Raw genomic sequence first — 20871 nt, 5'->3', positions numbered from 1 at the left:
TGATACAATCCTGTTGATTTGTCGTGGTGTTCTGATACAAAGGGGCAGGCGTATTGTCCAAGGATGGATTGTAATGGGTACAATTTGGCCGCAGAGCCTGGGAGAGGCCAAGGGTCCGAAGTACAAAAAGGTGGCAGACACAATTCGGTCCGCCATTGACGCCGGCAGTTTGAAAATCGGTACAAAGCTACCGCCGGTGCGCGATCTCGCGTACCAGTTGAGCATCACGCCCGGCACCGTTGCCCGGGCTTACAGCATCCTGACAGATGAGGGCGTGCTGGAGGCAGAGGTCGGGCGCGGCACCTTTGTAGCCGAAAAAAAGAAACCGGTGCCGGATGACGTATGGTCGCGGCAGCTGCATTTGGCTGAGGCGCGCGATCCCGGCCATGTCAGCCTGTTCAGCCCGCGGATTGCCGATATGGGGCAGGTGGCCGCGGTGCGCGAGGCGTTGTACAAGGTGGCCGAAGGCGACGCGCGCAAATTCCTGAATTATCCGACCCGCGACGCCTATCTGCCGGTGCGCCAGGCCGCTGCCGCCTGGGTGGGGCAATCGCCGGTCGGAACCGTGACCGAAAATGACATTGTACTAACACACGGCGGCCAGAACGGTCTGATGGTGGTGCTGCAGGCGATCCTTCAGGGTCCGCAGCCGGTGATCATGGTCGAGGACCTGACCTATGCGGGGTTCCGCCGCGCGGCGGAGCTGCTGCGGGCGCAGGTGGTCGAAGTCGCCATGGACGAACACGGCATCCGCCCGGATTCGATGGAACTGGCCATCCGCAAAACCGGCGCCACGGTTCTGTGCACCAGCCCTGAGGTGCATAATCCCACCGGGCTTTACACGCCCTTGGAGCGGCGCAAGGACATCATCCGGATTGCCCGCCGCCACGGGGTGCAGATTGTCGAGGACGACTGCTACCGCCTGGGCGAGTCCCGCGCGCCCAGCTACCGGGCGCTGGCGCCGGAACTCGCTTGGCATGTGTCCTCGATCTCCAAGATCCTGACGCCCGCGTTGCGCGTCGGCTTTGCGCTGGCGCCGGAGGGGCGGGCGGCGGATCTGCGGCGGGTGGCGGAATACGGCTATTTCGGGCTGTCGCAGCCGCTGGCCGATCTGGTCCGCATCCTGCTGACGGACCCGCGGCTGCCGGGGCTGGTGGAGAATGTGCGCGCCGAGATGGCCCGCTATGTGCGGGTCGCGGTCAACGCGCTTGGCGGCTTTGACCTCACCTGGAACCCGGATGTGCCGTTCCTGTGGCTGCGTCTGCCGTCGGGCTGGCGGGCGGCGGCCTTTACCCGCGCGGCAGAGGCAAACGGAGTGCAGATCCGGTCCGCCGATGAATTTGCTCTGCGCGACGGCCGCGCCCCGCATGCGGTGCGCATTGCCATCAATGCCCATGTGCCGCTGAAGCAGTTCGAGGAGGCAATGCTGCGGCTGCGCGCCCTGCTGGACAACCCGCCGGAGCAGATCAGCGTCTGAAATCGTGGGGTAAAATAGTACCTATTTTGTAAGATGTTGTATTGCAACGATTTATTCTTGTTTGCCCCTGTTGACGCGGCAGTCTGATCCCCGTAAACCCCGTCCATCGCATTCAGGCGGACCCGTTCCGGGATTCTGCCTTCACGACAAACAGGATTGACCTGCCATGAAAACCTTCTCTGCTACTCCGGCAGATATCGAGAAGAAGTGGATCCTGATCGACGCCGAGGGCGTTGTTCTGGGCCGTCTTGCCTCGATCGTTGCCATGCGCCTGCGTGGCAAGCACAAAGCCTCGTTCACTCCGCATATGGACATGGGCGACAACGTCATCATCATCAACGCCGACAAGGTGCAGATGACCGGCAAAAAGCGTGACGAAAAATTCTACTGGCACACCGGCCACCCGGGCGGCATCAAGTCGCGCACCAAACAGGAAATCCTGGAAGGTGCACACCCGGAGCGCGTCGTGTTCCAGGCCGTCAAGCGCATGCTGCCGGGCAACCGCCTGGCGCGCCAGCAGATGACCAACCTGCGTATCTATGCCGGTGCCGAGCACCCGCATGAAGCCCAGGCCCCCGAAGTTCTGGATGTCAAATCCATGAACAAGAAAAACACCCGGAGCTGATATCGATGGCTGATCAGATCAACACTCTCGAAGAGCTCGCAGCTGCAACCGGTGTGGAAGCAGCGGCTGAGGAAACCATCGCGCGTGAGCCGGTTCGTGACGAACTGGGCCGCTCCTATGCCACCGGCAAGCGTAAAGACGCTGTTGCCCGTGTCTGGATCAAGCCGGGCTCCGGCAAGGTCGAAGTGAACGGCAAGGAAATCAACAAGTACTTCGCCCGTCCGGTGCTGCAGATGATCCTGCGCCAGCCGTTCCAGGTTGCCGGCGTGGAAGGCGAGTTCGACGTCTACGCCACCGTCAAGGGCGGCGGCCTGTCCGGTCAGGCCGGTGCGGTCAAGCACGGCATCTCCAAAGCGCTGCAGCTCTATGATCCCGCGCTGCGCGGCGCTCTGAAAGCTGCTGGCTTCCTGACCCGCGACAGCCGCGTTGTGGAACGTAAGAAATACGGTAAGGCCAAAGCCCGCCGTTCGTTCCAGTTCTCCAAGCGCTGATTTTCGCTTCACGCTTTTTTGGAAGGGGCTGCCTTTTGGCGGCCCCTTTTTCTATGCAGTATTCCCGCTCGATTTTAGGCGAATCTTAAGTTCTGCCCGTCAATTTCCACGCATGTGCCGCTGGCGCGGCGCCTGATAAATTTGACAGGAGTTATGGGATTGAAGGAACGGCACGATTTTACAAGCTGCCCCTTGTGCGAAGCGACTGAGTTTTCGGAAATTTACCGCGGCGATTGCTCCAGAGAGGCCAAATACAACCCTGTTTTCAAGCCCGAAATCATTTGGAACAAATGCGCGCCTTGCTCCCATGTTTTCACAAACGGCTATTTCACGGATGAGGCGTTTGACGTCCTGTTTGCACAGACGACTCCAAACAAGACCGTAGGCCATGAAATGGAAAAGAACCGCCATGTGTCGGCTAAGATGGTGGAGAAGGTTCTGCCCTATGCCTCCAGCGGCCCTTGGCTGGACATCGGCTTTGGCAATGCTTCGCTGCTGTTCACTGCCCGCGAATTCGGCTTTGAACCCATTGGAGTCGACCTCCGCAAGCCAAATGTTGACGCGCTTTTGCAGATCGGGATCGAGGCGTATTGCGAGGACATTCAACAGCTGGATCTCGGCAGGCAATGCTCTGTCGTCAGCATGATGGACGTGCTGGAGCATGTGCCGTTCCCAAAACCGTTCCTGAAGGCGGCGGTGGATCTTCTGGAGCCGGGCGGGCCGCTGCTGATTTCGATGCCGAATTCCGAGAGTTTCTGCTGGGATTACGCGACGGGCATAAAGCAAAACCCGTATTGGAGTGAGATGGAGCATTTCCATAACTTTTCACGCCACCGTCTGTATTCCTTGCTGAGGGAGGTCGGAATGGAACCAGTCCGCTTCGGCATCAGCGAAAGATACAGGATGTGTATGGAAGTTGTCGCACTGAAGCGCTGATTCATCATCGGAATGGGTACGGAAGGGCGCGCGGCTGAGCAGCCCTTCCTCTGCACCGCTCCTCTTTTACGGGACGCTTTCAGGTTTTTTTTAGAAAGTTTTTCTACTTTGTTCTCGAATTCGAGTGACCATATAGCGAAGGCAGGACAGAGCATGGCAACACCGGGAAACTTCAAGACTGCCCCAATCGGCAATGGGCAGCTGGAAATCGGCCGTTTCACCCACGGCTATGAGGATCTGGACATCCAGGAGCAGGGCGGCGGGGCCGATGTGTCGATCGGCTCGTATTGCTCCATTGGCAGGGGGGTGCGGATCCTGCTGGATGCCTCGCCGATGCTGGACCGGATCACTGCTTTTCCCTTTGGTGAGGTTTTCACCGAAGAACTGGGCGGCGCCGGGGTTCACGTCCCGCGGCACGGGGCCGGCGATGTTGTCATCGGCAATGACGTCTGGATTGGCGCCAATACCACTGTGCTCGCCGGCGTGACCATCGGCAACGGGGCTGTGATCAGCCCGAACGCGACTGTCGCCAGTGATGTGGGCCCTTACGAGGTTTGGGCGGGCAACCCTGCGCAGCTGGTGCGCAAACGGTTCGACGACGCGGTCTGCGGCAAGCTGCAGGAACTGCGCTGGTGGGACTTGCCGCTGCCGCTGATCCAGGAAATGGCGCCGTTGCTGACAGCCCAGCCAACGGTTGAGCTGATCGAAGGTCTGCAGGGCATCGTTTCCGATCTGGTGACCTTCACCGACCAGGGCGCAGGCGAAAGCGCGGCCTGAGGCGGGGCAGGGTCTGCGCCCAAGGCAAACTGCGGTGATTTCCGGTCCGGGACCCGGTCAGGTTCCAGGGGCGTTAACTTTTTCGCAAAACTGTCGTAACATCGGCGGCACTGCTTCCTGATGGGGGAAAGCTGCCATGCCGCAAACCATTTACGAGAAATACGGCGGGTTCAGTGCCATCAGCCGCGTCGTGATGACATTCTACGAGATGGCGCTCAACTCCGATCAGATCGGCGATTACTTCGCCGACGTCGATATGGCGCGGCTGATTGATCACCAGACCAAGTTCATCTCCTCGCTCCTGGGCGGCCCGGCCTCCTTCAGCGACGAGCGGCTGGAGGCGGTGCACAGGGCCCTCGGCATCACCCACGAGGACTTCGACGAAATGGCGGCCCTGCTCAAGGAGGCGCTGGAGCAGCATGGCCTCGCTGAGCCGGATGTGCGCACGACGCTTGCCGCGATTGAGGCCAAGCGCAACATCATCGTCACCCGGAACGCGGCATGAGCATTGCCGCCATCAACGAGCAACTGTTGCGTGCAATCGGTGTGGGGGTGGCGGTCGTGCGGTCCTCGGACCTTGGGTTTGTCTTTCATAATCAGCCCTTTGCGGAATGGTTCAGCACCCCGGGACCGGAAGCGTCGCTGACTGACGCGATTGAGGGGCTGAACCGGGAGGATCTGGGGCCGCTGTGCGAGGAGGGGCTGCGCTATTCGGCGGAGCTGAAGATCAAGCGCAAGCGCCGCACCCTGGTGTTCGCCATCAACATCTCGCAAGCCAGCCATTTGGACGAGCCGCTTTTGGTAGTGGAATGCCAGAACATCACCCGCATCCGCGAGCTGGAAAGCATGATCGACAGCTATTCCGCCATGGTCGAGCGTAACACCCGCGAGCTGGAGCGCGAGAAGGAGCGGGTGGAGCGGCTCCTGCTGAACCTGATGCCGCGCCAGGTCTACGAGGAGTTCAAGACCTTCGGCGTCGTCACCCCGCAGCTTTACCCGCAGGTATCGGTGGTGATGCTGGATTTTGTCAACTTCACCGATTTCGCCTCCCGCACCGATCCGACGGTCACGCTGGGGGAGCTGAACGACATATTCACCGCCTTTGACCGCATCGTCGAGCAATATGGCTGCGAGCGGATCAAGACCATTGGCGACGCATACCTGGCGGTGGCCGGAATGCCGGAACCGATGCCCGAACACGCCACCGCCGTGGCCCATTGCGCCACCCGCTTCCTGCGCTACCTGGAGCGGCGCAACCAAAGCCACCAGCACAAGTGGCAGGCGCGGATCGGGCTGGGCACCGGCTCTGCCGTCGGCTCTGTGGTGGGGATCCAAAAGTACGTCTATGACGTGTTCGGCCCGGCAGTGAACCTGGCCTCCCGCCTGCAAGTCTTTGCCAATCCGATGAAAATCGTCGCGCCGGAGGAAATGAAGGATGCCTTGTCCGAGGAATTCCACGTGACCGACATCGGCCCCGAAGACATCAAGGGCATCGGCGAAGTGAAACTGGTCAATGTCGGCGACGAGCTGAGCGCACCGCAGCCCGCCGGCCGCTTCTAGCTGTCCGGTTCAATCAGCCCCAGCCCGCGCAGATAGATGCCGATCCCGCTTTCCAGCAGATCCTCGGGCGGGAAGGGGGAGGTGGCGCCGGGAGAATTGCGCGCATATAGCTCCACCACACCGTGGCTCATCGCCAGCACATGCGCCGAGAACATCGAGGCCGGCGGCCGTTTCTCTGCCGGGATATGCTGGCTCAGGTCCGCGGCGGCGCGTTCCAGGATCGCCCGGGCACGGGCGGCGGCGTCGGCCAGCTCCGGCGTGCGGTTCACGGAAATGCCGCTTTCGAACATGGCGATGTAGTGGCCCGGGTGTTTCCGGGCAAAGGCCAGATAGGCGCGGCCAGTGGCTTCGAACGCCGCCAGCGCCGACGGCTGATACTTGTCATAGGCATGCTGCATCAGATCGGCGAACATGATGTAGCCCTGGCGCGAGGCCTCGGCGATCAGGTCTTCGCGCCCTTCGAAATGGCGGTATACCGCCGCCGGTGTGACGCCTGCTGTCTTGGCCGCTTCCGACAGGGTAAAGCCGGTCGGGCCCTTGGCCTCGATCAGCTGCAGGGCGGCTTCGACCAGCGCCTGGCGCAGGTTGCCGTGATGATAACCGCGTTTAGGCATCCCAGATGTCCGGGCCTCCGCAAATTTCCGTGTCCAGGGCGCCGATGGCCTTGGCGTCCTTGTTGTCATAGTCGATGGCGGTCAGCACCGCTCGGATCGCCGCCAGCCGCGCCCGCCGTTTGCCGTCAGAGCGCACGATGGTCCAGGGGGCCTCAGGGCAATGGCTGCGTTCCAGGGTCTCGGAGATTGCGGCGGTGTATTCGTCCCATTTCTCCAGCCCTTTGACGTCGATCGCGCTCAGCTTCCATTGCTTCAGCGGATCGGATTCCCGCTTCAGAAACCGCCGCAGCTGCTCAGCCCGGCCGACATTGAGCCAGAACTTGAACAGCAGCACGCCGTCGTCCACCAGCGCCTGCTCAAACCCTTTCACTTGGTGAAAGAACCGCTCGCGCTGATCATCGGTGCAAAAGCCGAACACCTTTTCCACCACGCCGCGGTTGTACCAGCTGCGGTCAAAGAACACGATTTCGCCGCCCGAGGGCAGGTGTTCGATATAGCGCTGGAAATACCACTGGCTTTGTTCTTCGGCGGTGGGTTTGGACAGCGCCACAACCCGGGCGCCGCGCGGGTTCAGGTTTTCGCGGAAGCGCTTGATGGTGCCGCCCTTGCCGGCCGCATCGCGCCCTTCCAGCACGATGGCAATGCGGGCGCCGCTGGCTTTGACCCAGGCCTGCAGTTTGACCAGTTCGATCTGCAGCGCCTCCAGCTCCTTCTCATAGGTTTTACGCCCCATGCGCTCCTTGTGGGGGTAGCTGGGGTTAAGGATATCGTCCTTGTCCGCATCCTGGATCGCCTTGCGGACCTCCTCCGGCGCGCCGGTCTGGTAATAGCGGCTGATGGCCCCGTCAAATGGCAGCGTCATGTGCAAAACCCTTCTGTCCTCAATCCCTTATATGGGGAGAGAGTATGGAATGTGAATCGCATTAACGCAAACGTGCCCGGTCGGCAGCGCGGTGCACCGCGGCGGCAACCTCATCGGTTGCCACGTGGTGCGGCATGTGGCCGATCCCCTCCAGCAGGGTCAGGGCAGCACTCGGGACGTCCCGCACCAGCTGCCGCGCGTGGATGTTGGGGCTGACAGTGTCATCCGCGGTGCCATGGATGATTTCGACCGGCACCCCGATGCGGCTGTACTGCGGCGCCAACGCTTTCACTTCCGCCAGCAGGTTGGCGCGCTGCCGGGCATTGGCTCGCAGGGACTTGCGCCGCAAGGTCAGGCCGATGCCGAAATGCTGGGCATACCCTTCCGGCACCGCCTGCGGCGCAAAGACGGCGTCCAGTGTCTCCATCACGGTGGCACGGGACACAAAGGCGGTGAGGGCCGGAACGGCGAGCGCACTGCCGATCCGGGAGGACGTCACCTTGTAAAAGGTGTCCAGCGGCGTGTCCCAAGGATGCGAAACCCCGGCAACAGACACCAGCGCCGCCAGCGCCTCTGGGTGGTCGACGGCCCAGGCAAGCGCCACCGCGCCGCCATAGCTTTGCCCCAGCACAACGGGTTTTTGCGCGCCCAACTGCGCCGCGGCCTGGCGTAAAACATCAGCCTGCTGGCGGATCGTTGCGCCGCTGCCGTTCAGGCGGTCGGAATAGCCCAGGCCCGGCCGGTCAAAGACCAGGATACGGAAATCCCGGGCCAGCGCCGGCGCCAGCCGGAAGGTCATGTCCCGGGTATTGCCGCTGGAGCCGTGGATCAGCACCAGGTCCGGCGCGCTGCCCTTGGGCTGGCCCATCTCCACCACATGCACCCGGTGGCGGCCGACCACCAGCACCTGGCCCTGAGGCGGATGGCTGGCCTCAGCGGCCGCCTCGCGCCGCCCGGCCTGCCACACGGTCAGCGCGGCGCCGGTTGCGGCAGCAAGGCTCAGGTAAACCAGCATCCTAGCGGCCGATCTGATCCAGCTCATATGGCGTGGTCTGGTAGATCTCATTGATCCAGTTGCCGTACAGCAGATGCGCGTGGCTGCGCCAGCGGTTTTGCGGCTGCTGGCTCGGATCATCGTTCGGATAATAGTTGTCCGGCACGTTGATCGGGGTGCCATTGGCCACGTCGCGGTCGTACTCCTGCTTCAGCGTATCGCTGTCATATTCGAAGTGATTAAAGATATAGAGCGCGCGGTGCGCCTTGTCCTCAACCAGGCAGGGGCCAACCTGATCGCTGCCCAACAGGGTCCGCAGCCCCGGGGCCGCGTCGATCTCTGCCTGCTTCATCTCTGTCCAGCGGCTGACAGGGATCACGAAATCATCCGAGAACCCGCGCAGGTACGGTGAGGCCGGCGCCAGATTCTGATGCCGGAAGCAGCCGAACGCCTTGTGGTCCAGCATGTGCTTCTTGACGCCATGGAAATGGTTGATCATCGCCATGCCGCCCCAGCAGACGCCAAAGGTCGAATGCACGTTGGTCTGGGTCCATTCGAACACCTCGCGCATCTCGTCCCAATAGGTGACCTCCGGAAACTCTAGATGCTCGATCGGTGCGCCGGTGATGATCAGCCCGTCGAACTTCTCGTGCTTGATCTCCTTAAAGGAGTGGTAGAACTCCTCCATGTGCTCAGCCGCGGTGTTCTTGGTCTGATGCTCCGTCATCCGGATCAGGCTCAGCTCGATCTGCAACGGCGTGGCGCCGATCAGCCGGGCGAACTGGTTCTCGGTCTGGATTTTCTTGGGCATCAGGTTCAACAGCCCGATGCGCAGCGCCCGGATATCCTGGCGCGCCGCCTGATCCGGCGACATGACCATCACGCCTTCGTTCGTCAGAACGTCATAGGCGGGGAGGTCTGCGGGGATCTTGATGGGCATGTCACTGTCCTGATTTGCGGAAGGTTGTGCGATATAGCGGAAGCTGAGAGATAAGCGGCTTAGCCGCGGGCCTCAAGAGCCGAGGCGATCAAATCCACGAAACCGGCCTCATCCTTTACGGCTGAGATCTGGTCGGCGGTGACGGTAATGCCCCAATTATCCGCCATCGCCTGATAGCGCGGCTGGCGGTGCGCCAGCGCCTGGGCATAGGTCCAGCGGATAAAGGCGTCGGGGTCCACATCCCCTTCAGCTATGCCATTTTCCTTGAGATATTCTTGCCAGACCCGGTCCAGGAACTCCGGCTGATAGGACATCGGCTTGGGTGCGCGGTCGAACCGGCGCACCAGCTCCTCGGTATGGGCGTCGTCGCCCTTGATCCAGACCATCAGCGTGTGCTTGCTAAGCTCGGACAGGATCTGGTCGTTCGGGTCGTTTGCGTCGGCCCATTCGCAAATCGACCCGCCGGTATCGCAGATAAAATGCGGATAGCCGTAAAGCTGCTGCGCGCGGCCTTCGAAATACTCGGTGTCCAGCAGCGCGCGGATCTCGGCAACCCGGAACTGCTCCTGCCGCCGCTTGTATTCCGCGATGGGCAGCCCGCCCTTGGCCACATCCCCGGGCTTGCCCAGATAGGCGGCGACCGGCGTCAGGTTTTCAAAGGTGATGTTGGAGCCGATAAAGATCGAATCCGACAGCAGCAGCTCGCGCAGGAACGGCACTTTCATCGCCTCGGCCTTGGCGTTGTCAGCGATGTATTCGCCCATATACCGGGTGCCGATGCGGTAATCGACCGAGTAGTGGAACCAGCTGCCCGCGCCGCGCAGAACGTTGCTGACATAGGTTTTGCCAAGCCCGGACATGCCAAAGAACAGCACCCGTTTGTTCGGCGCATCGCGCCAGTCCTGTGCGGAAGAGTAGAGCATTAGGTATTCGGTCCCTGAAGGTTTCAGGCCTTGCTAATCCTCTGCGCGGGCTGGGTCAATTCCGTGCGCGCTTGCGCCGCAACCGGGGCTTGCCGTTCAGGATGACAAGCCCGGCCGCCAGCAGCGCAAAGCCTGCATAGGCCTGCGGCTTCAGCGCCTCGCCCAGCACCCAGGCGCCCAGCACGATGGCGACGGGCGGGATGATCAGCGTGACCAGCATCAGGTTGCCGCTGCCTGCTAGCCCCAGCACCCGGTAGTAGAGCAGATAGGCCCCGGCGGTGGCGATCAGCGAGAAATAGGCGATGGAGATCCAAGTGCCGGTTTCCAGCGCCAGCACAGGCGCACCGTCAATCAGCAGCGCGGCCGGAATCAGGCATAGGGTGGAGCCGGTCAGCATCCCCGCCGCGGCCACTTGCGGCGGAAGGCCGGACAGATGCAGCCGCGCCCAGGCGCTGGCAAAGGCATAGGACACCGTGCCCGCCAGAACCGCCAGCTGCGCGGTGCTGCGGATGTCGAAACTGGCAAATTGCTCCAGCCCGATGGCCGTGGCCACACCCAGGAACCCAAGCCCCACTCCCAGCGCCTTGCGCGCCGTCAGCCGCTCATCGGCAAAGACCAGGGCAGCCACGATCACCCCGAAAATCGCCGTCGCCGCGTTCAGGATCGAGGTGAGGCCGGTTTCGATGTGCAGCTGCCCCCAGGCCATCAGCCCGAAGGGAATCACGTTATTGAGCAGCCCCATTACCAGAAAGGCGCCCCAGACCCGCGGGTCCTTGGGCACCGGCAGCCGCATCAGCAGCACGACGGCCCACAGGAACAGCGCCGCCCAGCCGCAGCGGTGCAGAACCAGGGTGACAACGGGGATTTCATCCAGGGCGATGCGGATCGACAAAAACGATCCGCCCCAGATCACGCCGAGCAGGATCAGCTCGGCCCAGGCACGGGAGGATATGGTCTTTTGCGGGCTCATAGAGCTCAGCTAACGCGCAGGCGGGCGCCTGGCGACCCGTTTCTTGCGGCAAAAGAAAACCCCGCCCGGAAAGGGGCGGGATCGATGTCTTGCCTGCAGTTTCGGCTGCCTTCCAGAGGATCAGAAGTTGTAGCCGACCTTCAGGCCAAAGCTCACAGCGTCGTTGTCCCGGAAGTTGGTGACCGGATTGCCGCCCGGAGAGGCGACCGCATCGCCCAGCTGGGTGTAGCGGATGCCGGCAGAGATCGTCATCTGATCCTGCTTGTACTGCACGCCAAGGCGGATCGCTTCATAGCCGTGGGTCGGCGCCAGCGGCGACACCAGGTCATCCCCGTCCACATCGGCGTAAATCAGCGCCAGCGAACCGGACCATTGCTCGTTGAAGCGGCGGCCAACACCCAGCGTGTAGGTGAAGGAGTCATCCAGGTCGATCAGGTCACGGCCAAGCGTCGTGGGGGCGAGGTCAGTCACACTGTGTTCTGCCCAGCGGATGCCGCCGAACAGCAGCGTGTCCTTGGCGACACCGGTCTGGAAATCCAGGTTCACCGATTGCGGTGTCTTGGTCGTTGTCGAGGTCGAAGCGTTTGCTGCCGGGAAACCGGCAAAGGTTTCGTCCACGTCGAAATCATGCTCGATCTCTGAGCTGTAGGTCAGCGACGCGCGCAGGGCGATCTCGGGGATCTCATAGGCAACACCGGCCACCCAGCCAAAGGCGCCGTCCTTATTCACCCGCACATTGTAGGTGCCGCCGGGGATGGCCCCGTATGCGGCGCCTGCCAGGTTGATCTGGCCGTCGATTTCCTGATAGCGGAGGCCGCCGTGAACGCTGAAGCGCTCGTTGAACTTGTAGCGCAAAAGGGCGGTGATCGCGTTGGAATCCGCCTGTGCAGTTGTGCCGCCAAGCAGCACAGAACCGCCCACGGGATAGTTCACGTCCACACCCCAAGGCTGATCGAAGATCACGGCAAACGACAGCTGTTCGCTGAGGTCCCGCTTGTACCCTGCGCCGAACATGTTGAAGCGTTCGCCAACGTCGCCAGTGGCAGAGCCGAGCGGATTCAAAGTCGTCCGGTCATTGCCCGACAGGTCCACTGAAGTGGTCGCGAACGAGAATTCTGCGTAGGTGCCTTCTTCGAAAATAAGGCCGATCGGCTGCCCGGTCCGGTCCAGACCGCTGGCCATGGCAGAGCCCGATACCAGCGCCAAAGCCGCCGAGGTTGCAAGATAGCGTTTCATTGTTCCTCCCTGAATTGCGGCCGGTGCGGGCCGCTTTACGGGAAGGTAAGCGGGCTGAAATCCGCAGATCAACCGTAACCAAGCGGCAACTTGCCGGAAACGTCAATTCCGGGCGGACCTGACGGGGTTTCCTGCAACAATATTGAGATAATTGGCAATGCAGATGATCGCTGCGCCGCTCAGGACCCAGGCATCCAGCGCTTCGCCGTAAATCACCATGCCCAGGATCGCGATGGCGGGCAGGCGGGCAAAATCGACGGGCACCACCACGCTGGCAGGCGCCAGTGACAGCGCCGTGGTCAGGCAGAAATGCGCCGTGAGGCCGGCAATGCCGATCAGCACCAGCCAGGGCAGGGTAGAGGCATCCGGCAGCGCCATATCACCGTCCCAGCCCGCTGCCAGCAGCCCCATGGCCAGCTGCATCGCGGTCAGCCAGAACAGTATCGAGGCGGTTTTTTCATGCCTTGTCAGCCGTTTGGTCAGAATCGCGGTCAGCGCGAAGAAAATCGCGCAACTGGCCGCTGCACCCAAGCCGAGGTTCAGCGTGTCCGGACTGGGGCGGGCGACGATCAGGATGCCGGCAAAGCCCAGGCCAACCGCCAGCATCCGCCGCCGGTTCAACACCTCACCCAGCAGCAGCGGCGACAGAATGATGACCCACAGGGGCGAGGTGAACTCCAGCGCAAAGACCTGCGCCAGCGGCACCAGCGTCACCGCCAGAAACCACAGGTTCTGGCCGGTGAAGTGGAAGACATTGCGCAGCAGATGCACACCCAGCCGGTCCCGCTGCACCTGATGCCAGCGCCCGGTGGCCGTCAGCACTGCCGCCACGATCAGCAGACCCACCATGCTGCGGTAGGTCATGATCTCGAAGGTGTCGAGCGTCAGCCCGGCTTCGCGCCCGGCAATCGCCATGGCGGAAAAGGAGACAATGGCACCCACCATCCAAAGGGCCGCCAGTCCTGCCCGTGCTTCACCTTCTGCCATGCCGGCGCCTCTCTGTTTGCTCTGGCGGGAACAGACAGGGATACCGGCCGGCGGTCAAGCACAACAACAGCCCGGCCGCAGCAGAAGCGCAGCCGGGCCGGGCCGTCAGTCTGGCAGGACGGGCGCTGTCTGCGCCCCGGAAATCAGGCCGCGGCGCTGTGCAGGGCGGAGGAGTCCAGGGTGCGGCCTGCATCGATATAGGCGGTGGCGATAGCTTTGGCGTCGAACTTCAGCCGCCCCAGCAAGGTGCGGATTTCGGCGGTCAGCGCGTCGTTGACCCCGGACTGGTTGAGGGTGGCGTTTTTCTTTTCCGGCAGGACCGGCACGCCGTCGTGGCCCAAAGCCGCCAGCAGCCTGGCGGCGCCGTCCGGCTTGGTCGCCTCTTCCAGCCGGGCCTCGACGAAATTGATCCGGTCGCCGTACTTGAGCTGGTAATAGGCATAGCGCGCTTCCATCTCCAGCGCGTACCAGATGGCCCAGCCGATCTGCCCCAGCTTTCTGAGGTTCGACGGGTTCACCATCACGTTGCGATAGTTCATGTCGAGATACCATTGCCAGGGAATGGTGATGTTCTGGAAATCATTGCGCCCGACATAGCTGGCGCATTGCTTGGCCAGGTCGCGGCGCAGGATGATCACGGTGGTGCGGTTGCAGATGCTGCTGTCTGCCAGCGCCTCGATCAGACCGCATTTGCCCAGGGTGTGATTGGATTCGGCATATGGCGCCTGGAGCGAGGCCAGCTTGTTGCGCCAGAAGTCCCGCGTCACACCGTCCATGCCGAAGGTGTTGAACCGGCGCATATGCCGGATCTCCGGCATCGCCGAGCCGAAATCCTCGACCCCCAAGGGTTCATGGACAGAGCGCACCTGCAGGTTTTCACCCAGGAATTGCGCCAGCCATGCGGTTCCGGTCCGCCCGGCGGACAGAGTGAAGATGAAATCATTTTTATTGCCCGCTTCCCGCGCAGCCGCGGCCGGCACCATGCCAGGGCGTTTGTAGCCGAACTTGCGGATTTCGGCGGCGCATTGTTCCGCGACGATATCTGCCGCGCCCGGGTGCCGCGTATAAAGCGTTTCCGGGTCGGTGCCGCTGCGCGGGCGGATGGCGCCCTTGGCACGCAGGCTGGAGAACCGCTCCCACAGCCCATCGACGCCAAGCGCGGCGATATCTTGCTCCAGGTGCTCGTAGCGCAGATAGACGTCCATCGCATCCGGCCCGTCCAGCGGAGCGATACGGCAGTTCTCGGTCAGCATGCCTTTGAATTCGCGCACGAACTTTCCGAAGGGAATGCCGGATGCGTCAGCCTTTTCCCAGTAATAGCGGGAGATGATGGCATCATAAGGATCCCGCCAGATGGTGACCTTGGTGTAGCTGTCCCAGATCTCCTGCGGGATGATGGCTTTCGCTTCGGCCGCCGGGATGTGGTTGTAGAATTTCGCGGCGGTCTCCGTGCCGTCCGGCCAGACCTGCTGCTTGTGATTCTGCGCGCCCGGATAGCCCAACTCTGCACGGGTCGCTTCGTCGTCGGGGGAAATCGGTGTGATGACACTGGTTTCGTTGCAGAAACTGGACAGGGCGATTTCAAAAGACGTGCCGCCAACCTTCTTGGTCTTGATGAAGATAAGTTTCAGCGGGTGGCAAATGATCATTGGATTCTCCAAACCAGCGGGCGTTAGGGAAATTATCCAATGAACACCTGTCGGTTTGGTTAATGCGTTGAAAAACCGCTTCGACTTTTTATCCTATTTTTTCGCCGGGCTGCACAAAAACAATAACCCCGGCCGCTTGGCCGGGGTTATTGAATGCAGGTCATTCCCACTCGATGGTGCCCGGAGGCTTGGAGGTGATGTCATAGGTGCAGCGGTTGATGCCCTTCACCTCATTGATGATCCGGGTGGCGGTTTCGCCCAGGAACTCATGAGTGAACGGGTAGTAGTCCGCAGTCATGCCATCAACCGAGGTAACTGCGCGCAGGGCGCAGGCGTAATCATAGGTGCGGCCGTCGCCCATCACGCCGACGGTGCGCACCGGCAGGATCGCGACAAACGCCTGCCAGATCTCGTCATAGAGGCCGTGCTTGCGGATCTGGTCGATATAGACCGCATCCGCCTCGCGCAGGATGTCCAGCTTCTCGCGGGTGATCTCGCCCGGGCAGCGGATCGCAAGGCCCGGCCCCGGGAAGGGGTGGCGGCCGATGAAGCTGGCGGGCAGGCCCAGCTCGTGGCCGAGCGCGCGCACCTCGTCCTTGAACAGCTCGCGCAGCGGCTCCACCAGTTTCAGGCCCATCTTTTCCGGCAGGCCGCCCACGTTGTGGTGCGACTTGATGGTGACGGAAGGGCCGCCCGAGAAGGAGACCGATTTAATCACATCCGGGTAGAGCGTGCCCTGCGCCAGGAACTCGGCGCCGTCGATGGTGTCGGCGTGTTTCTGGAACACGTCGATGAACAGCTTGCCGATGATCTTGCGCTTGGTTTCCGGGTCCGACTGGCCTTCCAGCTCGCCCAGGAACAGCTCGCTCTCATCCGCATGGATCAGCTGGATGTTGTAGTTGTCGCGGAACATCTTGACGACTTCTTCCGCTTCGTTCTTGCGCAGCAGGCCGTGGTCGACAAAGACGCAGGTCAGCTGGTCGCCGATCGCCTCGTGGATCAGCACCGCCGCAACCGAGGAGTCCACGCCGCCGGACAGGCCGCAGATAACCTTCTTGTCGCCCACCTGCTCGCGGATCTGGCGGATCGCCTCGTCCTTGTAGGCGCCCATGGTCCAGTCGCCGGTGAAGCCTGCAAGCTTCACAAAGTTCTCATACAGCGTCTTGCCGTTCGGGGTGTGGTGCACCTCGGGGTGGAACTGCACGGCGAAGAAGTTGCGCTCCAGGTCCGCGGTGATCGCAAAAGGCGCGTTGGGGGAGGTGCCATATACCTCAAAGCCCGGCGCAATCTTAGAGACATGGTCGCCGTGGCTCATCCAGACCTGCTCGCGCTCTTCCAGGAACCAGCCGTTGAGCAGCGGGATGCGCTCCTGGCTCGGGGTCACATAGGCGCGGCCGAATTCGGCGGTGCCGTGGCCGCTGACCACCTGGCCGCCCAGCTGGTGCATCATCACCTGCTGGCCATAGCAGATGCCCAGGATCGGCACGCCATAGTCGAAGATCTCCTGCGGCACACGCGGGGAGCCCTCACGGGTCACGCTGTCCGGCCCGCCCGAGAAGATCACCGCCTTCGGCGCCAGCTCGCGCACGAAGTCCATGGTGACATTCTGATAAGGGTGGATTTCGCAATAGACGTTCAGCTCGCGCAGGCGGCGCGCAATCAGCTGCGTGACCTGGCTGCCAAAGTCGATGATGAGAAGGCGGTCATGGGATGTCTCTGTCATGCACGCGCCATAGGGCAGGAACGCATTTTCCGCAAGGGGGTTTGGCGCTTGGCCCGCGCGCAGCCCGGTTTTTCACGGTGCCGCCGCCCTGAGCCCGCAGAAGGTATGCCAAAGTCCACCGCTTGCGGGGGAAAATGCCCCGTCAATGTCGCTTTTCAACTTGAATGGCCGTAATCCTGCGGCGCGGCGCCGCGCGGTGGCTATAATACCCTCCGCAATGAAATGCCTGTGGTGAGGATAAACCATGACAGAAGCAGCACCGCGCCGGCGCGCCCGGGGTGGCGGCGGCGCCGCCCGCCGCGCAGAACGCACCAGCGTCAAAATCGAGACGGCCAAGTACATCGAACGCAATATCCCGAACTTCGAAATCCTGAACGACGAAGCGCTGGAGATCATCGAGTACAACGCGGAAACCATCCTCGAAGAGGTCGGCGTCAATTTCGTTGACAACCCGGCGGCGCTGGAGCGCTGGCGCGAGGCGGGCGCGGATGTGCAGGGCGAGCGCGTGCGCATCCCCCGCGGCCTGGCCCGCAAGCTGTGTGAAACCGCTCCGTCGGAATTCACCCAGCATGCCCGCAACCCCGAGAAATCGGTGGTCATCGGCGGCAAGAACCTGGTGCTGGCGCCGGTCTACGGTCCGCCGTTCGTGCGCGACGCCAACGGCGGCCGCCGCTATGCGACCATGGCCGACTTCAACAAGTTCGTGAAGCTGGCCTATATGTCCAAGTGGCTGCACCACTCCGGCGGCACCGTCTGCGAGCCCACCGACATCCCGGTGAACAAGCGCCACCTGGACATGCTGATGGCGCACATGACCCTCAGCGACAAGCCGTTCATGGGCTCCGTCACCGAACCCAGCCGCGCCCAGGACTCGGTCGACATGGCCGGCATCCTGTTCGGCAAGGAGTTCGTGCAGAACAACACCGTGATGACCTCGCTGACCAACATCAACTCGCCGATGACCTTCGACGACGTGATGATGGGCTCGCTGGAAGTCTACGCGCAAAACATGCAGGCCTGCATCATCTCGCCGTTCATCGTCGGCGGCGCCATGGCGCCGGTGTCGGTGGCCGGCACCCTGACCCAGGTTCTGGCCGAAGTGCTGACCGGCGTTGCCTACAGCCAGCTGGTCCGCCCCGGCGCGCCTGCGATCTTCGGCGCCTTCGTGTCCTCGATCGACATGAACTCCGGCGCACCGACCTTCGGCACCCCCGAGGCGTCGCTGGTCACCTATGGCGCAGGCCAGCTGGCCCGCCGCCTGAACCTGCCGTTCCGTTCGGCCGGCTCCTTCTGCGGCTCCAAGCTGCCGGATGCGCAGGCCGCCTATGAAACCGCCAACTCGCTCAACATGGGCCTGCTGTCCGGCGTGAACTTCATGCTGCACTCCTGCGGCTGGCTCGAAGGCGGTCTGGTCGCGGACTTTGAGAAGTTCGTGATGGACGCCGACCAGTTGGGCACGCTGCACGGCCTTGCCAAGGGCATCTCGGTTGACGAAAACGGCCAGGCGATGGAAGCCATCCGCGAAGTCGGCCCCGGCGGCCACTACCTCGGCTGTGCCCACACCCAGGCCAACTTCAAATCGGCCTTCTGGAAGTCCGACCTGCTGGACTACAAGCCGTTCGAGCAGTGGGAAGAGGAAGGCAGCCGCGACACCTATGCGCTGGCAACCAACCGGGTCGAGAAACTGCTGGCCACCTATGAGCAGCCGGCTCTGGATCCGTCCATCAAAATGGCTCTGGACGAATACGTCGCCGAGAAGAAAGCCTCGATGCCCGACGCGTTCATGTAAACGCCCGGTGCCAGTCTCAGGGGCAGGGGGCTGCGCTCTCTGCCGCAATGGAACGGCGGTCCGTATGGGCCGCCGTTTTTGCATCGCCCGAGCGCCCTGATGCGCGCAGATAGCCCGCTTCGCCCGCCAGCGCGATCAGAACATCCACATGGCGGATCATCGAATACCCCGCTTCGCCGGCCTTGCGCGCCGCGTTCAGGGCGCTTTCCATTTCCAGAAGCCGCATCACCGCCGCGGCTGGCTTGGGCAGGTTCCCATAGCCCAGAACCCGCCGCAGGTCGCGCTGGCGGCAATAGCTGCCGGCCCCCAGACGGGCCGCCCGTGACAAGATCCGCGGGCGGCGGAGCATTGTGACCCGGCTGAATACATCCTGCATGTGTCCTCTCCTTTCCAATCTCTGTGCCGGACCTGCTATAACACAACCTATCGTGGTGTTGCGGAGAGGGTGCTACCGGCGAACGGTCCGTTTTGTGATGATTATTCATTTTCTGGAAACAATAGCGCCTGATCTGAATTTCTTTTCAAAACCAGTCGGGTGACCGTGGAGGAGCCTCCGGGCGCAGTGCGCGCGCCCGGCGGGCGGGCCCGATTGACGACCGGGGGTCTGAAAATGCAAAACGTACCGCACGCACCCTTTCCTGGCTGGGTGCCGCTTGAGACATGCCGTTATCTTCAGCATACGGAGGCGGGCCGCCCGATCCGGCAGCTGGCCCGCAAGGCGGGATGCCATCCTTCCACCATTCTGCGGCAGGTGCGCCGGGTGGAAACCCTGCGGGATGACCCGCTGATTGACGAGGTTCTGAATTATCTTGCCGGGCGCTTTCAGGCCGCCGCCAAGCCCGGCGCGGCTGCGGACAGGCCCGCGCCGCGCGGCCTGACAGCCGGGTTTGAGCGCGAAGCCGCCAGCGTTCTGACCCTGCTCAGCCGCGGCGGCGCGGTTCTGGCAGCGGCGGAAGGTATGGAAATGGCAGTTGTCGTGCGCGAGGGCGAGCATAGCGATGGCCAGAAGGTTGCCGTTTCGAGGCCGCTGGCCGGGGCACTGGCGCTCACCGGCTGGATTTCCTGCTCCCGCAGGGGACGGATCAGCCGCTATGCCATAACGCCTGCCGGCCGAAACGCCCTGAAAGGGATCATTGCCGATCAGGAAAACCGGGCGCGGGCGCGGCTTGAGGGCGGGTTTGCCGAGGCCCAGGCCCCGTTCCAGGCCCCCGGCGGCGCCGGCAAGTCCGGCTATGGCCGCAAACCGCGTTATGGCACGTCGGAAACCCCGCTGGAGATGCTGGCGCGGCTGTCGGACAAGGACGGCAAGCCGTTTCTTTCTCCGGGGATGGTGAGCGCGGGCAAGAGGCTGCGCGAAGATTTCGAGCTGGCGCAGATCAGCAGCCACCTGACGCAGGAGAAGCTTTATTTCACGCCCGGCAGCCAGGCCCTGCGCAGCAACAGTCACGAGGCCGGCGCCGCCGCGCAGCAGCGGATGACGGAGGCGTTGCAGAAACTGGGGGCTGGCCTTGGCGACATTGCCCTGCGCTGCTGCTGCCACCTGGAAGGCCTGGAAACCGCCGAGCGCAGCCTCGGCTGGCCGGCCCGCTCCGGCAAGGTGGTGCTGCGTATCGCGCTGCAGCATCTGGCGGATTACTACGGCGAAACCAGCGCTCAGGCAGCGGAGCTGATCGGCTGACAGGCCTTTGCCCGCTAAATGAAAACGGGCCCGCACTTGGCGGACCCGCAATACTGCCTGAAGTGGCTAAGCCTTAGGCGGCGACTTCTGCCTTGGCTTCTTTCAGGTGCTTCAGCACGGTCTCCGGGGAGGAGACGCCATAGGGGTCTTCGCCGTGGTTGTCGGACAGGCCCGGCTCTTCGAACCATGCTTCAACCACGCCGTTGTTGACGATGGCGGCATAGCGCCAGGAGCGGTTGCCGAAGCCCAAGTTGTCCTTGGCGACCAGCATGCCCATCTTGCGGGTGAACTCGCCGGAGCCGTCGGGGATCACTTCCACGTTTTCCAGCTCCTGGGCACGTGCCCATGCGTTCATCACAAAGCTGTCGTTCACGGACATGCAGTAGATCGCGTCGATGCCCTCGGCCTGGAAGTCGGCAAAGCCTTTTTCAAAGCCCGGCAGCTGGTAGGTGGAGCAGGTGGGGGTGAAGGCGCCCGGCAGCGAGAACAGCACAACGCGCTTGCCTGCAAAGTAATCCGCGGTGGTCTTGTCTTCCCAGCGGAACGGGTTCGGGCCCTCGATCGACTCGTCACGGACACGGGTGCGGAAGGTCACGTCGGGCAGCTTAACGCCAGCTTTCATCTCTGAATCTCCTGAAGG

General features: G+C 62.6%; 21 protein-coding genes. 9 read left to right on the top strand and 12 right to left on the bottom strand.

All coding sequences use genetic code 11. The features are described from left to right. Positions 1-73 precede the first annotated feature (73 nt). The 7 genes from ACXAED_RS18945 (at position 74) to ACXAED_RS18915 (ending at position 5866) form a co-directional block, all read left to right on the top strand. On the top strand, positions 74-1477 hold the full coding sequence (locus ACXAED_RS18945; RefSeq protein ID WP_475052347.1) for an aminotransferase-like domain-containing protein: 1404 nt from the start codon (positions 74-76) through the stop codon (positions 1475-1477). Between the two features lie 166 nt (positions 1478-1643). After that, positions 1644-2102: a 50S ribosomal protein L13 gene (rplM, locus tag ACXAED_RS18940; protein WP_008554374.1), complete on the top strand. Its 459-nt coding sequence runs from the start codon at positions 1644-1646 to the stop codon at positions 2100-2102. Positions 2103-2107: 5 nt separating this feature from the next. Continuing rightward, the gene (gene rpsI, locus ACXAED_RS18935) at positions 2108-2593 is read left to right on the top strand and encodes a 30S ribosomal protein S9 (protein WP_475043458.1); all 486 of its coding nucleotides are present in this window, start codon (positions 2108-2110) and stop codon (positions 2591-2593) included. A 393-nt stretch (positions 2594-2986) separates the two neighbouring features. After that, positions 2987-3529 carry a class I SAM-dependent methyltransferase gene (locus tag ACXAED_RS18930; protein WP_475052346.1) on the top strand — a complete coding sequence of 181 codons (543 nt, stop codon included), beginning with the start codon at positions 2987-2989 and terminating at the stop codon, positions 3527-3529. A 153-nt stretch (positions 3530-3682) separates the two neighbouring features. Continuing rightward, positions 3683-4306 (top strand): CatB-related O-acetyltransferase, encoded by a 624-nt coding sequence (locus ACXAED_RS18925; protein ID WP_475052344.1) that lies wholly within the window; start codon positions 3683-3685, stop codon positions 4304-4306. A gap of 136 nt (positions 4307-4442) precedes the next feature. Continuing rightward, entirely contained in the window at positions 4443-4811 is a 369-nt protein-coding gene (locus tag ACXAED_RS18920) for a group I truncated hemoglobin (RefSeq protein ID WP_475052342.1), read from the top strand. Next, complete coding sequence (locus tag ACXAED_RS18915; RefSeq protein ID WP_475052339.1) at positions 4808-5866, top strand: adenylate/guanylate cyclase domain-containing protein; 1059 nt, start codon at positions 4808-4810, stop codon at positions 5864-5866. The genes ACXAED_RS18920 and ACXAED_RS18915 overlap by 4 nt, the downstream gene beginning before the upstream one ends. Here ACXAED_RS18915 and ACXAED_RS18910 read toward each other — a convergent pair. From ACXAED_RS18910 to guaA, 10 genes are all read right to left on the bottom strand, one after another. After that, on the bottom strand, positions 5863-6480 hold the full coding sequence (locus ACXAED_RS18910) for a TetR/AcrR family transcriptional regulator (RefSeq protein ID WP_475052337.1): 618 nt from the start codon (positions 6478-6480) through the stop codon (positions 5863-5865). The genes ACXAED_RS18915 and ACXAED_RS18910 overlap by 4 nt on opposite strands. Then, complete coding sequence (gene ppk2 / locus ACXAED_RS18905) at positions 6473-7342, bottom strand: polyphosphate kinase 2 (protein WP_475052335.1); 870 nt, start codon at positions 7340-7342, stop codon at positions 6473-6475. Before ppk2 ends, ACXAED_RS18910 begins: the two co-directional genes overlap by 8 nt. A gap of 61 nt (positions 7343-7403) precedes the next feature. After that, positions 7404-8357, bottom strand: coding sequence for an alpha/beta fold hydrolase (locus ACXAED_RS18900; RefSeq protein ID WP_475053143.1), 954 nt, complete (start codon positions 8355-8357; stop codon positions 7404-7406). Position 8358: 1 nt separating this feature from the next. Then, positions 8359-9276, bottom strand: a complete 918-nt coding sequence (gene metA / locus ACXAED_RS18895) for a homoserine O-acetyltransferase MetA (RefSeq protein ID WP_475052332.1) — start codon at positions 9274-9276, stop codon at positions 8359-8361. Between the two features lie 59 nt (positions 9277-9335). After that, entirely contained in the window at positions 9336-10199 is an 864-nt protein-coding gene (locus tag ACXAED_RS18890) for an ATPase (RefSeq protein WP_475052331.1), read from the bottom strand. A 55-nt stretch (positions 10200-10254) separates the two neighbouring features. Beyond that, positions 10255-11169: a DMT family transporter gene (locus tag ACXAED_RS18885; RefSeq protein WP_475052329.1), complete on the bottom strand. Its 915-nt coding sequence runs from the start codon at positions 11167-11169 to the stop codon at positions 10255-10257. A gap of 120 nt (positions 11170-11289) precedes the next feature. After that, a complete protein-coding gene (locus tag ACXAED_RS18880; RefSeq protein WP_475052328.1) occupies positions 11290-12405 on the bottom strand; it encodes an OmpP1/FadL family transporter in 1116 nt (371 codons plus the stop codon). A gap of 102 nt (positions 12406-12507) precedes the next feature. Continuing rightward, on the bottom strand, positions 12508-13392 hold the full coding sequence (locus ACXAED_RS18875; RefSeq protein ID WP_475052326.1) for a DMT family transporter: 885 nt from the start codon (positions 13390-13392) through the stop codon (positions 12508-12510). A 143-nt stretch (positions 13393-13535) separates the two neighbouring features. Then, positions 13536-15041: a hypothetical protein gene (locus ACXAED_RS18870; protein ID WP_475052325.1), complete on the bottom strand. Its 1506-nt coding sequence runs from the start codon at positions 15039-15041 to the stop codon at positions 13536-13538. A 160-nt stretch (positions 15042-15201) separates the two neighbouring features. Further along, positions 15202-16764, bottom strand: a complete 1563-nt coding sequence (gene guaA, locus ACXAED_RS18865; RefSeq protein WP_475052323.1) for a glutamine-hydrolyzing GMP synthase — start codon at positions 16762-16764, stop codon at positions 15202-15204. Positions 16765-17008: 244 nt separating this feature from the next. Here guaA and ACXAED_RS18860 point away from each other — a divergent pair, with 244 nt between their 5' ends. Continuing rightward, a complete protein-coding gene (locus tag ACXAED_RS18860; protein ID WP_475052322.1) occupies positions 17009-18553 on the top strand; it encodes a trimethylamine methyltransferase family protein in 1545 nt (514 codons plus the stop codon). Positions 18554-18569: 16 nt separating this feature from the next. Here the strand turns inward: ACXAED_RS18860 and ACXAED_RS18855 are convergent, their stop codons facing one another. Further along, positions 18570-18929, bottom strand: a complete 360-nt coding sequence (locus ACXAED_RS18855; protein ID WP_475052320.1) for a DUF6477 family protein — start codon at positions 18927-18929, stop codon at positions 18570-18572. Positions 18930-19163: 234 nt separating this feature from the next. Between ACXAED_RS18855 and ACXAED_RS18850 the strand changes: the two genes are divergently transcribed. After that, entirely contained in the window at positions 19164-20231 is a 1068-nt protein-coding gene (locus tag ACXAED_RS18850) for a DUF6456 domain-containing protein (protein WP_475052318.1), read from the top strand. A gap of 73 nt (positions 20232-20304) precedes the next feature. On the opposite strand, the gene ACXAED_RS18845 is transcribed toward ACXAED_RS18850, so the two are convergent. Continuing rightward, on the bottom strand, positions 20305-20853 hold the full coding sequence (locus ACXAED_RS18845; RefSeq protein WP_174147073.1) for a peroxiredoxin: 549 nt from the start codon (positions 20851-20853) through the stop codon (positions 20305-20307). Positions 20854-20871: the final 18 nt, after the last annotated feature.

This window comes from Leisingera sp. ABM4_103, assembly GCF_056158685.1.
The sequence above is the reverse complement of the archived record's forward strand: the minus strand, read 5'-3'. Positions and strand labels throughout refer to the sequence as shown.